Annotated in this window: 17 protein-coding genes; 5 read left to right on the top strand and 12 right to left on the bottom strand. The window is 67.8% G+C overall.

Annotated features, from left to right (window positions below; genetic code table 11):
* Positions 1–240 precede the first annotated feature (240 nt).
* Complete coding sequence (locus tag MHN80_RS13300) at positions 241–828, bottom strand: HdeD family acid-resistance protein (RefSeq protein ID WP_239402206.1); 588 nt, start codon at positions 826–828, stop codon at positions 241–243.
* A gap of 108 nt (positions 829–936) precedes the next feature.
* Here MHN80_RS13300 and MHN80_RS13305 point away from each other — a divergent pair, with 108 nt between their 5' ends.
* Together MHN80_RS13305 and MHN80_RS13310 are read left to right on the top strand one after the other, a co-directional pair.
* Positions 937–1,830 carry a PaaI family thioesterase gene (locus MHN80_RS13305; protein ID WP_239402207.1) on the top strand — a complete coding sequence of 298 codons (894 nt, stop codon included), beginning with the start codon at positions 937–939 and terminating at the stop codon, positions 1,828–1,830.
* A 78-nt stretch (positions 1,831–1,908) separates the two neighbouring features.
* Positions 1,909–2,979, top strand: a complete 1,071-nt coding sequence (locus tag MHN80_RS13310) for a DUF4185 domain-containing protein (RefSeq protein ID WP_004023720.1) — start codon at positions 1,909–1,911, stop codon at positions 2,977–2,979.
* An 82-nt stretch (positions 2,980–3,061) separates the two neighbouring features.
* Here MHN80_RS13310 and MHN80_RS13315 read toward each other — a convergent pair whose 3' ends face one another.
* From MHN80_RS13315 to MHN80_RS13325, 3 genes are all read right to left on the bottom strand, one after another.
* Entirely contained in the window at positions 3,062–3,715 is a 654-nt protein-coding gene (locus tag MHN80_RS13315; protein WP_239402208.1) for a DUF305 domain-containing protein, read from the bottom strand.
* A 103-nt stretch (positions 3,716–3,818) separates the two neighbouring features.
* Positions 3,819–4,262 carry a hypothetical protein gene (locus MHN80_RS13320; RefSeq protein ID WP_239402210.1) on the bottom strand — a complete coding sequence of 148 codons (444 nt, stop codon included), beginning with the start codon at positions 4,260–4,262 and terminating at the stop codon, positions 3,819–3,821.
* Between the two features lie 18 nt (positions 4,263–4,280).
* Positions 4,281–5,564, bottom strand: a complete 1,284-nt coding sequence (locus MHN80_RS13325) for a phosphatase PAP2 family protein (RefSeq protein ID WP_239402212.1) — start codon at positions 5,562–5,564, stop codon at positions 4,281–4,283.
* 233 nt (positions 5,565–5,797) lie between these two features.
* Between MHN80_RS13325 and MHN80_RS13330 the strand changes: the two genes are divergently transcribed.
* A complete protein-coding gene (locus tag MHN80_RS13330; RefSeq protein WP_004023724.1) occupies positions 5,798–6,013 on the top strand; it encodes a hypothetical protein in 216 nt (71 codons plus the stop codon).
* A gap of 116 nt (positions 6,014–6,129) precedes the next feature.
* Positions 6,130–6,900: a deoxyribonuclease IV gene (locus tag MHN80_RS13335; protein WP_086534264.1), complete on the top strand. Its 771-nt coding sequence runs from the start codon at positions 6,130–6,132 to the stop codon at positions 6,898–6,900.
* A gap of 9 nt (positions 6,901–6,909) precedes the next feature.
* On the opposite strand, the gene MHN80_RS13340 is transcribed toward MHN80_RS13335, so the two are convergent.
* Positions 6,910–7,449 carry a hypothetical protein gene (locus tag MHN80_RS13340; protein WP_239402214.1) on the bottom strand — a complete coding sequence of 180 codons (540 nt, stop codon included), beginning with the start codon at positions 7,447–7,449 and terminating at the stop codon, positions 6,910–6,912.
* Positions 7,450–7,696: 247 nt separating this feature from the next.
* On the opposite strand from MHN80_RS13340, the gene MHN80_RS13345 reads away from it, so the two are divergent.
* Entirely contained in the window at positions 7,697–9,532 is a 1,836-nt protein-coding gene (locus MHN80_RS13345) for an acyl-CoA dehydrogenase (RefSeq protein WP_004023727.1), read from the top strand.
* Between the two features lie 144 nt (positions 9,533–9,676).
* Here MHN80_RS13345 and MHN80_RS13350 read toward each other — a convergent pair whose 3' ends face one another.
* The 7 genes from MHN80_RS13350 to MHN80_RS13380 form a co-directional block, all read right to left on the bottom strand.
* Complete coding sequence (locus MHN80_RS13350) at positions 9,677–10,426, bottom strand: hypothetical protein (protein WP_239402216.1); 750 nt, start codon at positions 10,424–10,426, stop codon at positions 9,677–9,679.
* 140 nt (positions 10,427–10,566) lie between these two features.
* Positions 10,567–11,784 (bottom strand): glycerate kinase, encoded by a 1,218-nt coding sequence (locus MHN80_RS13355; RefSeq protein ID WP_239402217.1) that lies wholly within the window; start codon positions 11,782–11,784, stop codon positions 10,567–10,569.
* Positions 11,785–11,873: 89 nt separating this feature from the next.
* Positions 11,874–13,448: an SLC13 family permease gene (locus MHN80_RS13360; RefSeq protein ID WP_239402219.1), complete on the bottom strand. Its 1,575-nt coding sequence runs from the start codon at positions 13,446–13,448 to the stop codon at positions 11,874–11,876.
* A gap of 147 nt (positions 13,449–13,595) precedes the next feature.
* Positions 13,596–14,042 (bottom strand): hypothetical protein, encoded by a 447-nt coding sequence (locus MHN80_RS13365; RefSeq protein ID WP_239402221.1) that lies wholly within the window; start codon positions 14,040–14,042, stop codon positions 13,596–13,598.
* A gap of 8 nt (positions 14,043–14,050) precedes the next feature.
* Positions 14,051–14,830, bottom strand: a complete 780-nt coding sequence (locus MHN80_RS13370) for an SDR family NAD(P)-dependent oxidoreductase (RefSeq protein ID WP_239402223.1) — start codon at positions 14,828–14,830, stop codon at positions 14,051–14,053.
* Positions 14,831–14,909: 79 nt separating this feature from the next.
* Positions 14,910–16,607 (bottom strand): VanW family protein, encoded by a 1,698-nt coding sequence (locus tag MHN80_RS13375; protein ID WP_239402225.1) that lies wholly within the window; start codon positions 16,605–16,607, stop codon positions 14,910–14,912.
* A gap of 305 nt (positions 16,608–16,912) precedes the next feature.
* Positions 16,913–18,241 carry an acetyl-CoA C-acetyltransferase gene (locus MHN80_RS13380; RefSeq protein WP_064569398.1) on the bottom strand — a complete coding sequence of 443 codons (1,329 nt, stop codon included), beginning with the start codon at positions 18,239–18,241 and terminating at the stop codon, positions 16,913–16,915.
* Positions 18,242–18,249: the final 8 nt, after the last annotated feature.

An 18,249-nucleotide genomic window follows, 5' to 3' on the forward strand; every position in this document is an offset into this window, starting at 1 on the left:
TTGTGTTGCGGTGATCGCCAGCGCAGTGAGGCCGACAGATCTCGTCCATGACAGCACCGTCAGCCACGAAGCAGGTCAGGCCTCAACCCATGACGACCACCACACCCATTCTCACTGCCACGAAGGGTTGGCGACACACCGCACCAAGACCCTTCGTGACGGCCTCCGCAAGCTCCGGCCTCCTCAGGGAGCAGTTAGAGGGCTCACTCCGGGCGCACCGGGCTCTTTCGTAGTTCCGGCTCAGACCGTCGACTCGCCGGCGACCGGCTGCTCGACCTTCTTCGGCAGCGTGAGCAGTGTGGCGATCGACAGTGCGACGAGCATGATGCCGCCGACCCAGGCGAGCACCTCGAGCGAGAAGGCGGGCAGCACCATCATCACGATGCCCGCGATGATCGCGATGATGCCCGAGACGATCGAGAACCAGGTGGGGGCGTGACCGGACTTGGTGATCGCCGCGTACAGGTCGGCGACGCCCTGGAAGATCCAGCCGATGCCGATGAACACCGCGAGCAGCCAGACCGCGTCGCCCGGGCTGAACAGCGCGATCACCCCGGCCAGCAGCACGATTGCGCCCACGATGCCCAGCATCACCCGGACCCCGGTGCCGAGGAACGACGCCGCGAACGCCTGGTAGATACGGAAGATGCCGGCGATGATCAACGAGATCGCGAACAGGATCGCGAGAACGACGATGGTCGGTCCGGGCCACAGGATCGCGATGACCCCGATCACGATGCCGACGATTGACGTGATGATGAGTGCCGTGCGCACGGCACCGACCAGTTCGTCGGGGAAGTGTTTGGTGTAGACCGTGGCGAAAGTCATGGTCGGAGGTTATCGGGCAGTGGAGGATTCGGCGCGCTATTCGCGCAGGAGTGGCACAAACCCGACCGTCGTCGTCGGCCTCGGATGAACAGGGGGTAAAGAGTAACGATGACCAACATCGCGTTCTTCGAGCCGATCAGCGGAGACGGCCGGCCCGACGAGGGAATCCGGTACCGGCCGACCACCTTCGCCGCCAGCCTGTGGGCACCCGGGACCCTGAACGGCCCCGCGGTGTGCGGCCTCGCCGCGCGAGCGGTCGAGACCGAGTTCGGCCGTCACGAGTCGGGCGGGGACGAGTTCGTACCGGCCCGATGCACGATCGATCTGTTCAAGGCCGCGCGGGACATCGTGACGTCGACGCGAGTCCGCGTCGTCCGATCCGGCGGCCGCATCCGAGTCCTCGACGTCGATGTGGTGCAGCATCCCGACGACGCCGACGAGGTGGTCGTCGCCCGCGCCACGACGGTGTTCCTGCGCACCTCGACCAATCCCCCCGGCCGGCGGTGGCATCGCCCCGCGGACGCGGTCACCTTCCATCCACCGGAGATCGCCTCCGACGACGATCTGTCGCCCCGGTTCGCCTCCGACGACGCGGACGACACCGTCGGCGAGTGGGAGCGGGACATGGCGAATCACCAGAACGGCCATCGCAAACGGATGTGGTCTCGCGCCGCACCCATCGTGGCGGGTGAGAAACTCACCCCGTTCCAGCGTGCGGTCATCAGCGCCGAGTCCGCGAGCCTCGTGTCGAACTGGGGCACCACCGGCATCGGCTTCATCAACTGCGACCTCACCGTTGCCCTGAGCCGGCTGCCGTCGGGTGAGCGGATCGGCGTCGAGGCCGACGTCCACATCGAGGACGACGGCGTCTCGGTCAGCAACGCGGGCCTCTTCGACGCGCATGGGATGTTCGGGACCGCGCTGGTGACCGCGGTGAACAACGCCGCGGCGCAGATCGACTTCACCACCGTGGACACCTCGGAGCGCTATCGGGAAGCCTGAGGCCACACGACATTTAGCCGTGCAAAGCACCGTAGTGCACCTCACACATCTCTCTCAGGTCTTGATAAGGTCACGGCCATGACACGGCGCCTCTCACGGCTTTTCCTGGGTCTTGTCGTCTCTGTACTGGCTGTTGCCTTGACGACCACCCTGGCCGCCTCACCCGCTCACGCCGCCCGCTACGCCAACGGCCCGGCGACCATCGTCAACCGGCTGACCGGCCCGTTCGCCATGAACGACACGATCGGACGGTTCAACATCGTGGGCACCGATCTCGGTGTCATGTGGGACAACGGACGGGGCGAGATCCTCACGGCCTTCGGCGACACCCAGTCGTTCAACGGATGGTCCCTGCTGTACGGCGAGCTCTTCTACTGGCGGTCGAACGTCCTGCTCCGGAGCACCGACCGGCATCTCAACGACGGCATGACATTCACCTCACACGCGGGCCGCCCCGGACATGCCAAGCGGTTGCTGAAGCCGAACGTCCGGCGCGAGGTCACCATCATCCCGACCGCCGGCGTGGCCGCCAACGGCAAGCAGTACATGACCGTGATGTCGGTGAAACGCTGGGACTCGCCGGGCATCTGGACCACCAACTGGGCCGGCCTGGTCTCCTCCTCGGACAACGGCGAGAACTGGCGAGCGGTGAACGCCTTCCGCCCCAACGGCGGCGGCAACAAGAAGTTCCAGATGGGCGCCTTCCTCAAGGTCGGCAAGACCGTCTACTACTACGGCACTCCCGACGGACGCTGGGGCGGCGTCTATCTCGCGCGCGTGGACGAGAAGGACATCGAGAATCTCGGCAAGTGGCAGTACTTCTCCTACGGCCGGTGGGTTCCGGGCAACCCCGATGCCGCCACCCCGGTGATGGGCGCGCCGACCGGTGAACTGTCGGTGCAGTGGAACGACTACCTCGGCAAGTACATCTCATTGGCCAGCCAGGACGTCGGCGTCACCCTGCGGACCGCCGACAACCCCTGGGGCCCATGGACTTCCGGCGAGATCGTCGCACCCTCGGTGGACCCGTACACGGGTTACGCGCCCTACATCCATCCGTGGTCGAAGGGCAGCACGCTCTACTTCACCTACTCGATCTCCATCGGGTACCAGGTCTATCTGATGCGGCTCCCGCTCCGACGCGGCTGAGCTCGACCCCTGCCACCGACACGTCGGGGCGGTTGACGTCCGATTCCGGACACAACCGCCCCGACGCCGTCTCCCGGGACGATCAGCTCTGGCCGAGCATGCCCGTCATCTGATCGATCTCGGCCTGCTGAGTCCTCTTGACCTCCTGGGCAAGAGCTTTCGTCGCCGGGTCGACGCCGTCGGCGAGTACCGCATCGGCCATCGCGATGGCGCCCTCGTGGTGCCGGATCATGCCCTCGAGCCACAACCGGTCGAACTCCGTGCCGCGCGCGTCCCGCAGGGCGGTCATCTGGTCCGGGCTGAGCATGCCGGGCATAGCGGAGTGACCGCCATGCCCCATGTTCTCGTGGCTGTCGTCGGGATCGTCGGTACCGACGCCCCAACTCTCGAGCCGGTCCTCCATCTGCTCGATCTCGGCATCCTGCGCCTTTTCGATCGTCGATGCGAGGGCGATCAGCTCCGCATTGTCGGTACGGCCCTCGACGAGTTCGGCCATCGCGACGGCCTGCCGGTGATGTCCGATCATCGTGGAGGTGAATTCGACGTCGGCCTCGTTGTGGGCAGCCGACGCCGACGCGGACGCCGTGGCCGACTCCGACACCGAGATGGACGCGGACGGAGTGCCACTCGGCGACTCGTCGGGCGAACAACCCGCGATCGCGATGAGTCCCGCCGCGGTCAGCCCGATGGCTGCTACCGCGCGGATTCGGCGTCGAGAGGTGTTGTGTGCGTGCATGAGTGAGTTCCTTGCTGCTTGTTGAACACCCGGCGGGCGCGACGGCCGGCCAGGGCGAGAAGAGATGACGGCATGACGGACCGAGCGGTCCGCGGGGGTCACCTCAGCAGCGAATCACCTGTAGTTGCAGATGGGAATACACGGCCCACGGCGGCGGTCGGCCCAGGACCGTCGTACGTCGTCGCGCGGTGTCGGAGATTCGTGGCAGAACGGCGAGCGACCAGACGAGCAACACGAGCACCACGGCCGGGAGGTCGACACCCGAGGCGCGGATGAAGACGCAGTCGTGGGAGTGTTCGCCGCAGTCGTCGGTCCCGGTCATCTCGGGTGCGGCGGTCATCGTCGACGACGAGGTGAACGCCGAATGGTCCGCGTGGTGCGACATACCGCGGTCAGATCGTCCCGGCTCGCTCGCTTCGCTCCCGGCGCCGGCGCCGGGATGGCCCGACACCACCGTGTGCATCAGCATCACGGCGACTGCGAGCGCGAGGATGAGCCCGCGGCGCCGGACCTCGGCGCCGCGACCGGTCTCACGGCGGCGACTCACGGTGGCCAGGTTACGAGGTCACGATGCCGACGTCGACGCCCTGGCGTCATCGGGAACGGGATCGTCCCCCGATTCGGCCGCCTCCTCGGCGGCTCGCCGGCGTTGACGTGGGATCAGTATCCTGCGGTCGATGATCTGATAGGTCGCCACCACCGCCGCGGCCAGCGCCCATCCGAGCACGATGTCGAAGATGTAGTGCTCGGCCGTGTACACCAGGGCGAACGCCATCGCGAGCGCGTAGCCCATGAACAGTGTTTTGCCCAATGCCTTCACGCGTGGCCACATGAAGAGCGCGAGGAGCATCGTCAGACCGGCGTGCAGCGACGGGATCGCGGCCACCAGGTTGGACTTGCCCTGCCCGACCTCGACCAGGTTCGACGCCGCGTGGATGTTGAGGAAGCCCCAACCGCGCGCGGAGATCCGTTCGACGTACGGATTGGCGTCGGGGTACTCGTTGTCGAGCGGGCCGAGCAGCCCGCCCGGTTCCTTCGCCTCGGGCGAGTACATGCAGATGGGGTCGCGTGGGAAGTCCTGGACCTCGGCGGCGGTGCAACGCGCGGCGGCCCACGGCGGAGCGCCCGGGACGAGCGTGTACCCGACGAGGGCGAGGAACGTCGTCGCCACGAAGCACGCCGCGTAGCGACGCCACGCGGCCCGATCCTTCAGCCACAACACCGCCGCGACGGCGTACGGAATGATGAAGTACGACATGTAGACGACGCTGACGATGACCTCCCACCAGGGCGGGCTCGCCTGCTTGAGGTGCTCCTGCAGCCACGCGGTGGGATTGACCCCACCGGTCAGCCAGGCGTCGAAATCGATCGCCAGATGCCAGTGGGTGGGCATGTCGACGATGCGCGCGACGTCGCGCGTCCAGTCGTAGAGGATCAGGATCAGCGCGAACGGCGCCCAGTCGATGAGGATCGTGATGAACTTGCGCCGGCCGATGCAGGCGGCCGCGAGTCCCAGGCACATCAGGACGATCAGGCGCGTGCGGTCGAAGGCCAGGCCGTAGAGCGCGACGTGCACCGCCATCAGCACGATCCAGGCGCCGATCGCGATGCGTCGGACCATCGTCAGATCACGACGGCTCTCCGGGTCGGCCTCCATCTCGGCCGCGGCGGCCAGATCGTCGAGGACCGGGGACACTCCCGCCGGGCCGGTGTCGTCGCGGTCGGCGTCGTCGCGTTCGGTGTCGACCGAGGAATCCGATGTGGCGGTGGTCGTCTCGGCACTCTCGCGCTCATCGCGCTTGGAAGATCTGCCCGGCTGCGGGACGCCCACCGACTCGTCGACACTCACCCGACACAACCCCGCCTGTCACACCCCGCAGGGCAACCACCCACTTAACCTGCCGTCAGTGTAATGGCCATCTCCCGTTGGCGAGCCACCCGACGGCCAGGCATGTCGGATTCGAGCGCTTTCGGCGAGGCGGCACGCACCCGACCCGCGCCTTCGGCGGTTTTCTCGGACGCCTCGCCCGGCGGGGTGTTGTGGATCACACTGGAGGCGTCGATCCCCTGAAGGAGGTCTCGGTGCCCAATCGCTACCTGCGCTACGGCGACCAGCGCTACATCATCAACAAGGAGGCGGAGGCCCGCCTGAACCGCACCCTCGACGCGGTCTACGCCGACGGGACCCGCGGACACGAGTGGCTGAACCTCTATCACGACAGCGCGGCACCCTGTCGGCTCCTCATCGCCCCCGGGGTGCCGATCACCATCGAGACCGAGCCGTGCCTGGGTGAGTGACGCGCGGGTCCGGGGTCGAGACGCGGCCGGACGAACGTCGCCCCTCTTCGGGCGTGTCCGCGTATCGGCGTCGACGGGGGCGTCGGCCCGTCGGTGAGGGCAACTATCGTTGTCGCATGCGCATCGGAGCACATCTTCGCGAGGACGCCGACCCACTGGCCACGGCCGCCGAACTCGGGATCGACGTCTTCCAGATGTTCGTCACAGACCCTCAGAGCTGGAAGAAGCCGCAGCCCAACCCTCGGGCGGCGGAGTTCCGTGAGTCCGACATCGACGTCGTCGTGCACTCCAGCTACCAGATCAACGTCGCGAGCCTGAACAACCGGTTGCGGATGCCGTCGCGCAAGGCCGTCGAACAGCAGGCGGCCGCTGCCGCCGAGCTGGGCGCCTTCGGACTCGTCGTCCACGGCGGCCATCTGCGCGACGGCGAGGACAGCGCCGAGGGTTTCGCCAACTGGCGCAAGCTCTTCGACCGTCAGGTCGACAAAGGCGGCTTCGGCGTCCCGATTCTCATCGAGAACACCGCGGGCGGCGACCATGCGATGGCGCGCACGCTGGAGTCCATCGACCGCCTCTGGGAGGCCGTCGGCGACTTCGATCAGGCGGGCTTCTGTCTCGACACGTGCCACGCCTGGGCGGGCGGCGAAGACCTCGTCGGGCTCGTCGAGCGGGTCCGCCAGATCACCGGCCGGATCGATCTGGTGCATCTCAACAACTCTCGCGACGAGTTCGACTCCGGCCGCGACCGGCACGCCAACCTCGCGTCGGGCCACATCGACCCCGAGGTCCTCGTCGCGGTCGCCGAGGCGGCGGGCGCGCCGGTCATCCTGGAGACGCCGGGCGACGGCATCCCCGACGACCTCGCCTATCTGCGCGAGTCGCTGTAGTTCGTCACGTCACCGGACCGGGTAGGCGGCGACGTTCATGACGACCGTCCCCCGGCAGGGCCCGCCGTAGATCGTGGTCCGCCACACGCCCTTCAGGGATCCGTCGCTCTGCGGCTTGTAGGTGGCGACCGACCGCGCCGGACGCCACACCTTGGGCACGCCGACCCCCTGCCAGCAATCCCACTGCCAGCTGTAGCGATGCACCCAGGAACCGTTCTGCCAGGTGTATCGCGGCGGTTGCGGCAGCGTCGGGTTGGCCGGCTTGGGTCCGCCGACGACGGTTGCGACGCATCGGGTGCGCACACAATCGGTGTCGAAGGTGTAGTCGTCGGAGAAGTCGGGTTCGCGTTGGCGTGCCGCCAGGCTGGTCCCGGTCTTGGAAGCCGCGAACCGCTTGAGCGAGTACACGCCGTCCCAGGTCGGCTTGGGCGCCGCCTCGGCGGGAGCGACGCTCACCAGCAACCCGGCGGCCAGGGCGAGGATCACGGTCACGATGCTCGCCGGAACGACCACCACATTTCGGCGTCCGGCGGTGGGAGATCTGCGCATTCACCCATTGCAGCGCAGATCCGGGCGGCGCGTCGGCGTTGGGCGATTCTCGTCGTCGTACCCGCGGGCGCAGATCACACATCTTCCGATTGATCCGGCGAGAAGATGGGGCTATTCTAGGGTTACCGGCGAGTAACATAGCTCGGACCGACCAGGCCCCTCACCCGGCCGGTACGCACACATCTGTGAGCGATCGGACCGGGTCGAGGATGCCAACGCAGACGGCCACACCAGACAAGGAACCACCATGGGCCATTACAAGAGCAACATGCGCGACCTGCAGTTCAACCTCTTCGAACTGTTCGAGCTCGACAAGGTACTGGAGTCCGGCGACTTCGGTGACCTCGACCGCGAGACCGCCGTCGACATGCTGCGCGAGGTCCGCGCGCTGGCCGAGGGTCCGATCGCCGAGTCCTTCGTCGACGCCGATCGCAATCCCCCGGTCTTCGATCCCGACGAGCACAGCGTCACGATCCCCGAGTCCTTCAAGAAGTCCTACAACGCCCTGGTCGAAGGCGGCTGGGACAAGATCGGCATCGCCGAGGAACTGGGCGGACTCCCCGCTCCCCGGTCGCTGTACTGGGCGATCGGCGAGATGATCCTCGGCGCGAACCCGCCCGTGTTCATGTACGCCGCCGGCGCCGGCTTCGCCAACATCTTCTACAACAACGGCACCGATGAGCAGAAGAAGTGGGCCGCCATCTGTTCCGAGCGCGGCTGGGGCGCCACCATGGTGCTGACCGAGCCCGACGCCGGCTCCGACGTGGGCGCCGGACGCACCAAGGCCGTGGAGCAGGAGGACGGCTCCTGGCACATCGACGGCGTGAAGCGGTTCATCACCTCGGCCGATCAGGACATGACCGAGAACATCTTCCACCTCGTGCTCGCCCGCCCCGAGGGCGCCGGGCCGGGCACCAAGGGCCTGTCGCTGTTCTTCGTGCCCAAGTTCCACTTCGACTTCGAGACCGGCGAACTCGGCGAGCGCAACGGCGTCTACGTCACCAACGTCGAGCACAAGATGGGCATCAAGGCGTCGGCCACCTGTGAGGTCACCTTCGGTCAGCACGGCACCCCCGCCAAGGGCTGGCTCGTCGGCGACGTCCACAAGGGTATCGCGCAGATGTTCGAGGTCATCGAGCACGCGCGAATGATGGTGGGCACCAAGGCCATCTCGACGCTGTCGACCGGTTACCTGAACGCGCTCGAGTACGCCAAGGAGCGTATCCAGGGTGCGGACATGACGCAGATGACCGACAAGGCCGCACCGCGCGTGTCGATCACCCATCATCCCGACGTGCGTCGTTCGCTGATGACCCAGAAGGCCTACGCCGAGGGTCTGCGCGCGATCTACCTCTACACCGCGTCGCATCAGGACACCGCCGCCGCGAAGATCGTCTCCGGCGCCGATCCCGAGATGGCCCACCGCGTCAACGATCTGCTGCTCCCGATCGTCAAGGGCGTCGGCTCCGAGCGCGCCTACGGCACCCTCGGTCACGAGTCGCTGCAGACGCTGGGCGGTTCGGGCTTCCTTCAGGACTACCCGATCGAGCAGTACATCCGTGACTCGAAGATCGACTCGCTCTACGAGGGCACCACGGCCATCCAGGCCCAGGACTTCTTCTTCCGCAAGATCATCCGCGACAAGGGCCAGGCCCTCGCACACGTCGCCGGACAGATCCAGACCTTCATCGACTCCGAGGCGGGCAACGGCCGGCTGAAGACCGAGCGGGCACTGCTGAAGACCGCACTCGACGACGTGCAGGCAATGGCCGCCTCGCTGACCAACGATCTGATGGCGGCACAGGAGAACTCGGCCGAGCTGTACAAGGTCGGACTCGGTTCGGTCCGCTTCCTGATGGCGGTCGGCGACCTGCTCATCGGCTGGCTGCTCCTCCGCCAGTCCGAGGTGGCTCTCGCGGCCCTCGACAACGGGGCCTCCGACGCCGACAAGTCCTTCTACGAGGGCAAGGTCGCCGTGGCGAGCTTCTTCGCGAAGAACATGCTGCCGCTGCTCACCGCGGTCCGCGTCACCGTCGAGAACATCGACAACGACATCATGGAGCTCGACGAAGCGGCCTTCTGAGGCAAAAGGAGTCAGACGGAAGGCCGCCCGCCGAGGGACATCATGGAGCTCGACGAAGCGGCCTTCTGAGCTGCTGACGCCTTAACCAAGAACTCCCACCGGCGAATCCGCCGGTGGGAGTTCTTCTTTGCGTCGAAACGCAGATCACTCGATGACGCTGAAGCAGTATCCGACCGGCCGCGGCTTGTCCGCGAAATAGCTGCCATCTGCATCGGGGCACTCGGGCTCACCCGAAGCCTTGGTGTCGACGCGGATGTTTGTTCCGCCGGAAACCGGTGCACCGCATTCGATCTCACGGATCTCGGCGAGGGCAGTGCCGGTGGTCGCGGCCGGCAGGTAGTAGCAACGCCCCTCCTGGTACACCGGCGCAAGGCACAGGGCACCATCCTGGCCCGCCACCCAGTAGCGCGAGTAGTTGGCGCCGCACAGTCCCTGCGTGATGGACTTCTCCGCGACGACGTAGTGGAAGTCGGTGTCGCCGCACGACACTTCCTTGGCCTTGAGCGTGTCCGGTTCCGCGGTCACGACGATGCACTCGCCCGCCTCGACGTCACTGACGTCCGAGATCCCACCACCCTGCGACGCGGACAACAACACCCTCGCCACGCCGCCGGCGATCACGATGAGCAGCAGTACGCCCACGACGCCCAGCACGACCCACAATCCGGTGCGCTTCTTCTTCGGCGGCGGTGGGAACGGCGGCCCCGGTGGGTACATCCCACCCGGCATCGGGCCACCCTGATAGGGCGGCGGCGTGCCATAGGGCACCTGGTTCGGTGGCGGAGCACCGTAGTGCTGATTCGGTGGCGGGTACCCGGCCTGCGGCGGATACTGCCCGGGCTGTGGTTGTGGCCCGTATCGCGGGTCCCCCGGTTGATATGGCGAGTTCGTCACGCCGCGAAGACTACCGGCCCCCACCGGTACGTCCAGCGCACCGGCATTCGGCAACCGAACCGCACGTCCACCACTTTTCGGCACATCCACCCCTTCTGAAGGGTGTGGATACGCCGAAAAGTGGTGGATTTGCAAACCGGTCAGACGGCCTTCTTCCGCTTCCGCTGTCCCGCGCGGGCCGAGACCGCGGCGCCGAGGAGGATCATCCGCATCGTGCGCTCGGCGGCGTCGGCGAGAAGTTGTTCGCCGTTGGCGACGGCCTCCGACAGCGGCATGGGTACCGCGATGATCGATGCGATCGCCCCGATCCCGACGTCGTGGACCGACGGCGCGCCATCACCGAGCGAGCCGGCCAGCGCGACCACGGGCACACCTCGCAACTGGGCGCGGCGGGCGACCTCGGCGGGCACCTTCCCGTGCGGGGTCTGGAAGTCGATGGAACCCTCGGCCGTGATCACGAGGTCGGCCTTGCCGATCCGATGATCGAGGTCGATACCCGACAGGCCGGAATCGAGCAGGGCGTCGAACCGTGATCGCAGGATTCCGCCGATCGCGGCGAGTCCCGCACCGAGGCCACCCGAGGCGCCGGAACCGGCCCCGTGGCGATAGTCGATGTCGGGCAGCCCGTCCCGCTGCAGGACGTCCGCCCAGACGTCGAGCGCAGCCGCCAGCGAGTCGACCTGCGCCGGCGTCGCCCCCTTCTGCGGTCCGAAGACTCGCGCGACACCGTTCGGCCCCGTGAGGACGTTGTGCGGATTGCCCGCGATCACCATCTCGGTCTCACGGAGGCGGGGATGCAGACCGGTCAGATCCAGCGACGCCGCGCGTGCGAGTTCACCACCACCGCGGCCGATCTCGTGCCCGGCATCATCCAGAACGCGCGCGCCGAGGGCCTGGAGCGCCCCGGCACCGCCGTCGCACGTGCCCGAATCGCCGCAGCCGACGAGGATCGCCGACACACCCGCATCGAGCGCGGCGGCGATCAACTGTCCGACACCGAAGGTGGTGGTCGCACCCGGATCCCGCTGACCCGCCGGGACGAGCGCCAGTCCCGCGGCGGCGGCCATCTCGACGACACCGATGCGATTCCGGCCGACGCCCACCTCGGCCCAGTGCGACTGCACGGGATCGCCGGTGGGGCCGCAGACGGTCAGCTCGTGGAGCCGCCCGTTGCCCGCGGCGGCCAGGATGCGCGCCGTCCCCTCGCCGCCGTCGGCGATGGGCGCGATGTCGACCCGCACCCCGGGGAGCGTGCGCCGGACCCCCGCGGCGATGGCACCGGCCACCGACACGGCGTCGAGGCTCTCCTTGAAACCACTCGGGGCGACCAGGATTCGTTGCGGAACTCGGACGGACATCGGCACTCCTGTTGATCGATCGGACGAGGTCTTGACGATGGGGCGGGACAGGTGCCCCAGGCACTGTCGGGACAGTCGCGGCGCGACGGTCAGGACGAGAGCAGGGGCAGGCCGAGGTAGGGCCAGACCCAGCACGCGAAGATGAGGAGCACCACCAGCGACACCGGTGCGAGCAATGCCGACATCGTGAGCAGATGGCGCGGTTGATAACCCGGTACGTCGGCGCTCGCGGCGAACATGGCGACCGGTTTCGCCGAACTCGTGAGGGTGATGCAGAATCCGGCGGCCGCGGTGGAAAGGAAGGCCGCGGCGACCGGGTCCACCCCGACGACCGGCGCGGTCACCACGATGATCGGGACCAGCACCGCGGAACGGGCAGAACGGGATTGGATCACGAGGTGTGCGAGCAGCGAGACAACAGCCGATACGACGACGAACACCATCGCAGCAGCCGGGCCGGTCTCGGCGATGGAACCGAATGCCCGATCCGCCAGCCATTGCGCGGCGCCACTGGAGTTGAGTGCCATCCCGAGGGCGAGCGTGGCCGCCATGAACAGCAGGAGCGTCCACGGAATGGTCTTCAGCGCCGCACCGAGCGTAGTCGCGCCGACCGCCGGGGCGGACGCGGCCAGCGCGCCGAGAACCGCAACGATCGCCGGGTCGACGCCGTGCAGCGGTTCCGAACACCAGAGCACCACCACGAGCCCGAGGACGACCGACACGCGGCGTTGTGCGGACGTGAACGGACCGGAGGTCGCCATCCCGGTCGTCTCGAATGCGTTCGGCGGCACGGACAGCGGACGAGTCCGCTCGCCGTGGTCGGTCATCAGCCACAGCGCCGACTCCGCCGCGAGGTGCGACCACACGACGGCCAGCGGCACGCCCAGTACCGCCCACTGTAGGAATCCGATGCCCGTTCCTGTTGCCGCCGAGACGATCTCAGCAGTGATGAGGTGCGCGCCGGCACCCAGGAGTGATCCGACCGCCGAGAACAGGATGACGAACGGGAAGACCAGTGCAAGACACAGCACGAGTCGCGGCCGATCACGCAGGACCGCGGCCAGAGCGAGGAAGATCGGGAGTGCCAGAGCCGCACGCCCGGACGTCGCCGGGACTGCGAAGGTGGTCAGCAGGAGCGCAGCGGTGATGAGGTGCACCAGCTGACGTGGTGTCCGGGCCAGGCGAACGACCCGCGCAGACACCCGGGCCGACAGTCCCGACGCCGTGACCGCAGCCGCGATCACGAAGGCCCCGATCAGAAGCCAGATCACTCCCGAGCCAAGAGTTCCCGCAAAGGTGTCGGCGTCGATGATCCCGAAGACCACCAGTGCGATGCCACCGCCCAGGGCGACGTAGGTGTCATCGAGGGGCGAGAAGATCCACGCCCACACCGCGATCAGGAAGACGAGCAGCGTCACGACGGCGTCGAACGACAGCTCTCCCGACCAGCCGGCGTGGCCGACGAACGCGCCGGCGGCCACCACCACGGCGAGACCTGCTGCCGCCCAGGGCGTCAGCACCCCGCCGACGACGTCCCGGACACCGCGTCGGGGTGGCGGGGACACGACAGGATGCGCAGGCGGTCGCGTCGCGTACATCGTCACCGGGTGCCCCGGGTGTCCCGGGTGTCCCGGGTGTCGGTCGATCGCGTGCGGAACGTTCATGGCGACAACAATGGAGCGTGGGTGTGACGCCTCCATGAGACGCGCATGAAAGTTCTTTCACGTGAACAGGTCACGAACAACGAGAAACGCACCGCCGGATGATCGACGGTGCGTGTGCTCGACGAGGGTCGACCTCGCGAATGTCGGTCAGCTGCCCTGCAAGAGCAGGTTGTCCTTGAGAAGCGTGTCGGGATCACCCACGCAGAAGGCGCGGACCAGCAGGTAGCTGTTGGGATTGCTCTTGACCAGCTCCTTGCCATGGCGGTCCGCGAACTCGTTGACGGTGGCGATCTGCTCGGAATCGGTGAGCGACAGATAAGTACCGCAGGTCATCTCGTCCGGATCGGTTGCTGCGCCCGACTGCGGCGGAACCGCGACCCGAGACCGGGGCGACGCGCTCGCCGTGGAGGGAGCCGTCGTCCTTCCCGTGGTCGTAGTCGTAGTCGTCGTCGGGGTTTCGCTGGTCGTGACCGCGATCGGCGAGACCTCGGGAACGGCGGTCCCCGAGGTCTCGGTGGCACATGCGGACATGATCGACACGGCCGCAACGGCTCCGATCAGAGCCACGCCCGCGCTCCGGCGGGCGTCGATCATCTCGCGGTCTACTTCGGTGGCATCCGGATGCCGCCGTCGACGCGGATGACCTCGGCGTTCATGTAGCTGTTGGTGACGAGTTCGACGACCATCGAGGCAAGCTCGTCCGGTGCACCCAGGCGGTGCGGGAACAAGACCGACTCGCCGAGCTTGGCCTTGAACGCCTCGGCAGATTCGCCCTCACCGTAGATCGGGGTGTCGATCAAGCCGGGGGCGATGGTGTTGACGCGGACGCCGACCGCCGCCAGGTCGCGCGCGACCGGGAGGGTCATGCCGACGACGCCGCCCTTGGACGACGAGTACGAGGCCTGGCCGATCTGACCGTCGAAGGCAGCAACACTGGCCATGTTGACGATCGCACCGCGCTCACCGTGGGCGTCGAGCGGCTCGTTGCGGCTCATCGCGGTGGCGGCGAGACGGATGCAGTCGAAGGTGCCGATCAGGTTGATCGCGATGACCTTCTTGTACGCGTCCAGGTTGTGCGCCGAGCCGAACTCGCCGTCGCGGCCGATGGTGCGCTGGGCCCAGCCGATGCCGGCCGAGTTGACCAGCGCGCGCAGCGGGCCGAGTTCGGTGGCCGCGTTGACGGCGGCTTCGATCTGTTCGGTCGAGGTCACGTCGACGGCGACGAACTGCCCGCCGATCTCCTTGGCGAGTTCCTCACCCTTGTCCGCGTTGAGGTCGGCGACGATGACCTTCGCACCCTTGGCCGCCAGCTGGCGAGCCGCAGCTGCGCCGATACCCGACGCGCCACCTGTGACGATTGCACTAGCTCCATTGATATCCACGACCCGGAGCCTATCGAGCGTTCTATCGCTCGGTAAAGCCCCTCCGCGAAACATCCCGCATCGAGATCACGCCGTCGGGTCAGACGCACTTCACGATCGGCTCGGGCGCATAGCGGACGGTGCGGGTCGATCGGTCGATCTCCCGGCCGGTCCGTGCGTCCTTGATGATGCGGGTGTCCGACGTCGTGAAACCCTTGCTCCCGCTGCTGGGGATGCAGTCGTCCCCGCGGGGGACGCGGACCCGCTGCGGATCGGTGGTCGCGAACCGTTCTCCGGTCACCGACTCCACCTCGAATGCCTTGGTGCCCCACAGCCGCACGGTCACCGACGACGGCGACCAGCTCGTCTCGATCAGGACACCGTGCCGCGTGTTGTTCCGGAACTTCAGATCGATGGCGCCCTCGAAGACCGTCGCCTCCCGCGCTTCGGGGTACCGCGAGATGTAATAGGCGTGCTCGGTGTGGTCGACGTCTTCGAGCCCGGCGAAGTACGCCGCGTTGTACAGCGTCGTCGCGAACTGGGAGATGCCGCCGCCGACCGCGTTCGACGCCCGTCCGTGGTCGATGATCGTCGACTCGACGTAGCCCTGTTCCGAACCGCGCGGGCCGGTGTGTCCGTTGAGCGAGAACACCTTTCCGGGCAGCACGAGCGCTCCGTCGACCTCCGCGGCGACGAGCCGGATGTTCTCGCCGGACGCACTCGAGAACCCGCCCGTGGTGTACTCGCTGATCAGTTCCGTGACCCCGAGCTTGCGGGCGGCGTCGGTCGTGAGCTTCGGCTCCACCTCGTCGTAGACGACCTCGACCGTGCGATTGCCACCGTCGGCCGCCGCACTCCTCGCGACGGCGGCGAGGGTCTTCGGCCAGTTGATCGAGGCGCCGTCGACCCCGGGCACCACCACCGGACGGCCGGACGCGAGGCTGAACCTCGCATTGACCGGGGCCCGTTGGGAGGCGTCGAGGTCGGGGGCGAGGATCTCGCGGCCCACCTTCTCGTCGGCCCCGGGACTGAGCCCGCCGCGCCCGTCGGGGCCGAAGGTCAGCATCGACGCCAGGTCGCCCGCGGGGACCTCGACCGTCCGTTTCCGCCGGTCGACAAGCCGCACGGGAGCCGACGTCACGCGCTCGGCCGGCCCGGCGACGGTGGCGGCGACGACCTCGGCGGTGACGGTCGGCGAGAAAGGCTCCATCGGCAGGTCGACGGGCGCACCGTCGAGCCAGCGGTCGATGAGGGTGGCGGCCGCCGCGTCCCGGGCGATGCGTTCGCCCGCGGCGGGTTGATCCCCGACCGGTTCGGTGCCGTCGTAGTGCACGCCGCCTTCGACGGCGGCCTTCTCGAGAGATGTGCGCCGGCCATCGAGCGCGGCGTTCATCGCGGTTCGATCCAGGGTGACGACCGGTTCGATGTCGGCGTCACGGCCGAACAGCGCAGCCAGACGCACGAGCGGGTTGCGCGGCTGCTCGAGCAGGCGGGCACGCGTGGCGTCGGCGTCGAAGGCGAGTCCGAGGTCGGCGGGTGCGACCTCGGCCGAACCCTCCGGCGTCCGCAGCACGACCGGCCGCTCTGACCGGGCCGTCAGCTCGTCGAGGACGGGGTTCAGTTCGGCAGCGTCGCGGCCGCCCGCGTCGATCCCGCCGACGACGGCGTTGCGCGCGGAGTCGGAGTGGGTCGCCACGAGGTCGACGGCGAGGACGAGGGTGAGGACGGCGACGACGGCGAGCACAGCGCGTAGCGCGGATCGTGCTCGGCGAGAGCCTGGGGTCACAACTCCATCCATCGTGGCTGGCACCTGGGCCGGACTGACGACTGGGCCGATCAGGTGGTGGCCGCAGAACTACGGTCGGAAAAAGTAGGCGCTCCGGCCGAGCTGTCGGGTCGGGGGTCTGACAGCGCAGCCGGAGCTATAGACATATTTACGCTACTTTTCGGCCGGAGGCATCCCCGGAAGGCCGATTCTGTCGAATATGTGACGAAGTACCCCCATTCGTCCCACGAAAGTGAGACGGATCGGCCGATCAGTCGCCGATCCGTCCCACCTGTCGGGATTCCGGGCTCATCGCGTTCGATGCGACCCCGTCCCGATCAGCCCTCGATGATCGCGGTGACGCCCTGCCCGCCGGCGGCACAGATCGAGATCAACGCACGACCGCCGCCGTTCTCCTTGATCTGCTTGGCCGCCTGCGCGACGATCCGGCCGCCGGTGGCGGCGAACGGGTGGCCCGCGGCCAGCGACGAACCATGGACGTTGAGCTTGCTGCGATCGATCGACCCCAGCGCGGAGTCCAGGCCGAGGCGCTCCTTGCAGTACTCCTCGGACTCCCAGGCCTGCAGGGTGGCGAGGACCACCGACGCGAAGGCCTCGTGGATCTCGTAGAAATCGAAGTCCTGCAGCGTGAGCCCGTTGCGAGCGAGCAGGCGCGGCACCGCGTAGGTCGGGGCCATCAGCAACCCGTCCGGACCGTTGACGTAATCGACCGCGGCGGTCTCGCTGTCCACGAAGTACGCGAGGACCGGCAGTCCGCGATCGGCGGCCCACTCGTCGCTGGCCAGCAGCACGGTCGACGCGCCGTCGGTCAGCGGCGTCGAGTTGCCCGCGGTCATCGTCGCGTCGCCCAGGGAGACACCGAAGACCGGCTTCAGCTTGGCGAGCTTCTCCGCGGTGGAGTCGCCGCGCAGGTTCTGGTCGCGGGTCAGGCCCAGGAACGGGGTGATCAGGTCGTCGAAGAAGCCGGAGTCGTACGCGGCGGCCATGTTTTGGTGGCTGCGCGCGGCGAGCTCGTCCTGATCGGCGCGCTTGATGCCGAACTCCTTGGCCGTGACGGCGGCGTGCTCGCCCATCGACATGCCGGTGCGGGGCTCGCCGTTGCGCGGGATCTCGATACCGAGCTTGGTCAGCAACTTCGCCGCACCGAGGAGCTGATCTTTGGTGCTGCGGGCCCGGTTGACCTCGAGCAGCTGACGACGCAGGCCCTCACCGACCGCGATCGGCGCGTCCGAGGTGGTGTCGACGCCGCCCCCGATCGCGGCGTCGTAGCGACCGCGGGCGATGCCGTCGGCGACCGTCGTGATGGCCTGGAGTCCGGTGCCGCACGCCTGCTGGATGTCGAAGGCGGGCGTGTACGGCGACAGGGCCGAACCGAGCACCGACTCCCGGATGAGATTGAAATCACGCGCGTGTTTGAGGACCGCGCCACCGGCCACCATGCCGAGCTGCTCGCCCTGCAGGCTGAAGCGGCTCACGAGACCGTCGAGCGCGGCGGTGAACATCTCCTGGTTGCTGACCTTCGCGTACGCCTTGTCCTGACGTGCGAACGGGATGCGGTTGCCGCCGAGGATCGCGACGGGACGGTCGGTGCGGGTCCCGCGCTTGTCGGTGGACTTGTTGTCGGTGGGGTTGGACTGTTCGGCCACGTCGATCT

The organism is Gordonia sp. McavH-238-E (assembly GCF_022348225.1).
GTDB lineage: Bacteria > Actinomycetota > Actinomycetes > Mycobacteriales > Mycobacteriaceae > Gordonia > Gordonia terrae.

Excerpts from the sequence above, each read along its gene's own strand:
- MHN80_RS13345 (WP_004023727.1), top strand. The coding sequence starts at position 7,697 with ATGGGCCATTACAAGAGCAACATGCGCGACCTGCAGTTCAACCTCTTC.
- MHN80_RS13310 (WP_004023720.1), top strand. The coding sequence starts at position 1,909 with ATGACACGGCGCCTCTCACGGCTTTTCCTGGGTCTTGTCGTCTCTGTA.
- MHN80_RS13355 (WP_239402217.1), bottom strand. The coding sequence starts at position 11,784 with ATGTCCGTCCGAGTTCCGCAACGAATCCTGGTCGCCCCGAGTGGTTTC.
- MHN80_RS13360 (WP_239402219.1), bottom strand. The coding sequence starts at position 13,448 with ATGAACGTTCCGCACGCGATCGACCGACACCCGGGACACCCGGGACAC.
- MHN80_RS13305 (WP_239402207.1), top strand. The coding sequence starts at position 937 with ATGACCAACATCGCGTTCTTCGAGCCGATCAGCGGAGACGGCCGGCCC.
- MHN80_RS13365 (WP_239402221.1), bottom strand. The coding sequence starts at position 14,042 with ATGATCGACGCCCGCCGGAGCGCGGGCGTGGCTCTGATCGGAGCCGTT.
- MHN80_RS13300 (WP_239402206.1), bottom strand. The coding sequence starts at position 828 with ATGACTTTCGCCACGGTCTACACCAAACACTTCCCCGACGAACTGGTC.
- MHN80_RS13340 (WP_239402214.1), bottom strand. The coding sequence starts at position 7,449 with ATGCGCAGATCTCCCACCGCCGGACGCCGAAATGTGGTGGTCGTTCCG.
- MHN80_RS13335 (WP_086534264.1), top strand. The coding sequence starts at position 6,130 with ATGCGCATCGGAGCACATCTTCGCGAGGACGCCGACCCACTGGCCACG.
- MHN80_RS13315 (WP_239402208.1), bottom strand. The coding sequence starts at position 3,715 with ATGCACGCACACAACACCTCTCGACGCCGAATCCGCGCGGTAGCAGCC.
- MHN80_RS13375 (WP_239402225.1), bottom strand. The coding sequence starts at position 16,607 with ATGGATGGAGTTGTGACCCCAGGCTCTCGCCGAGCACGATCCGCGCTA.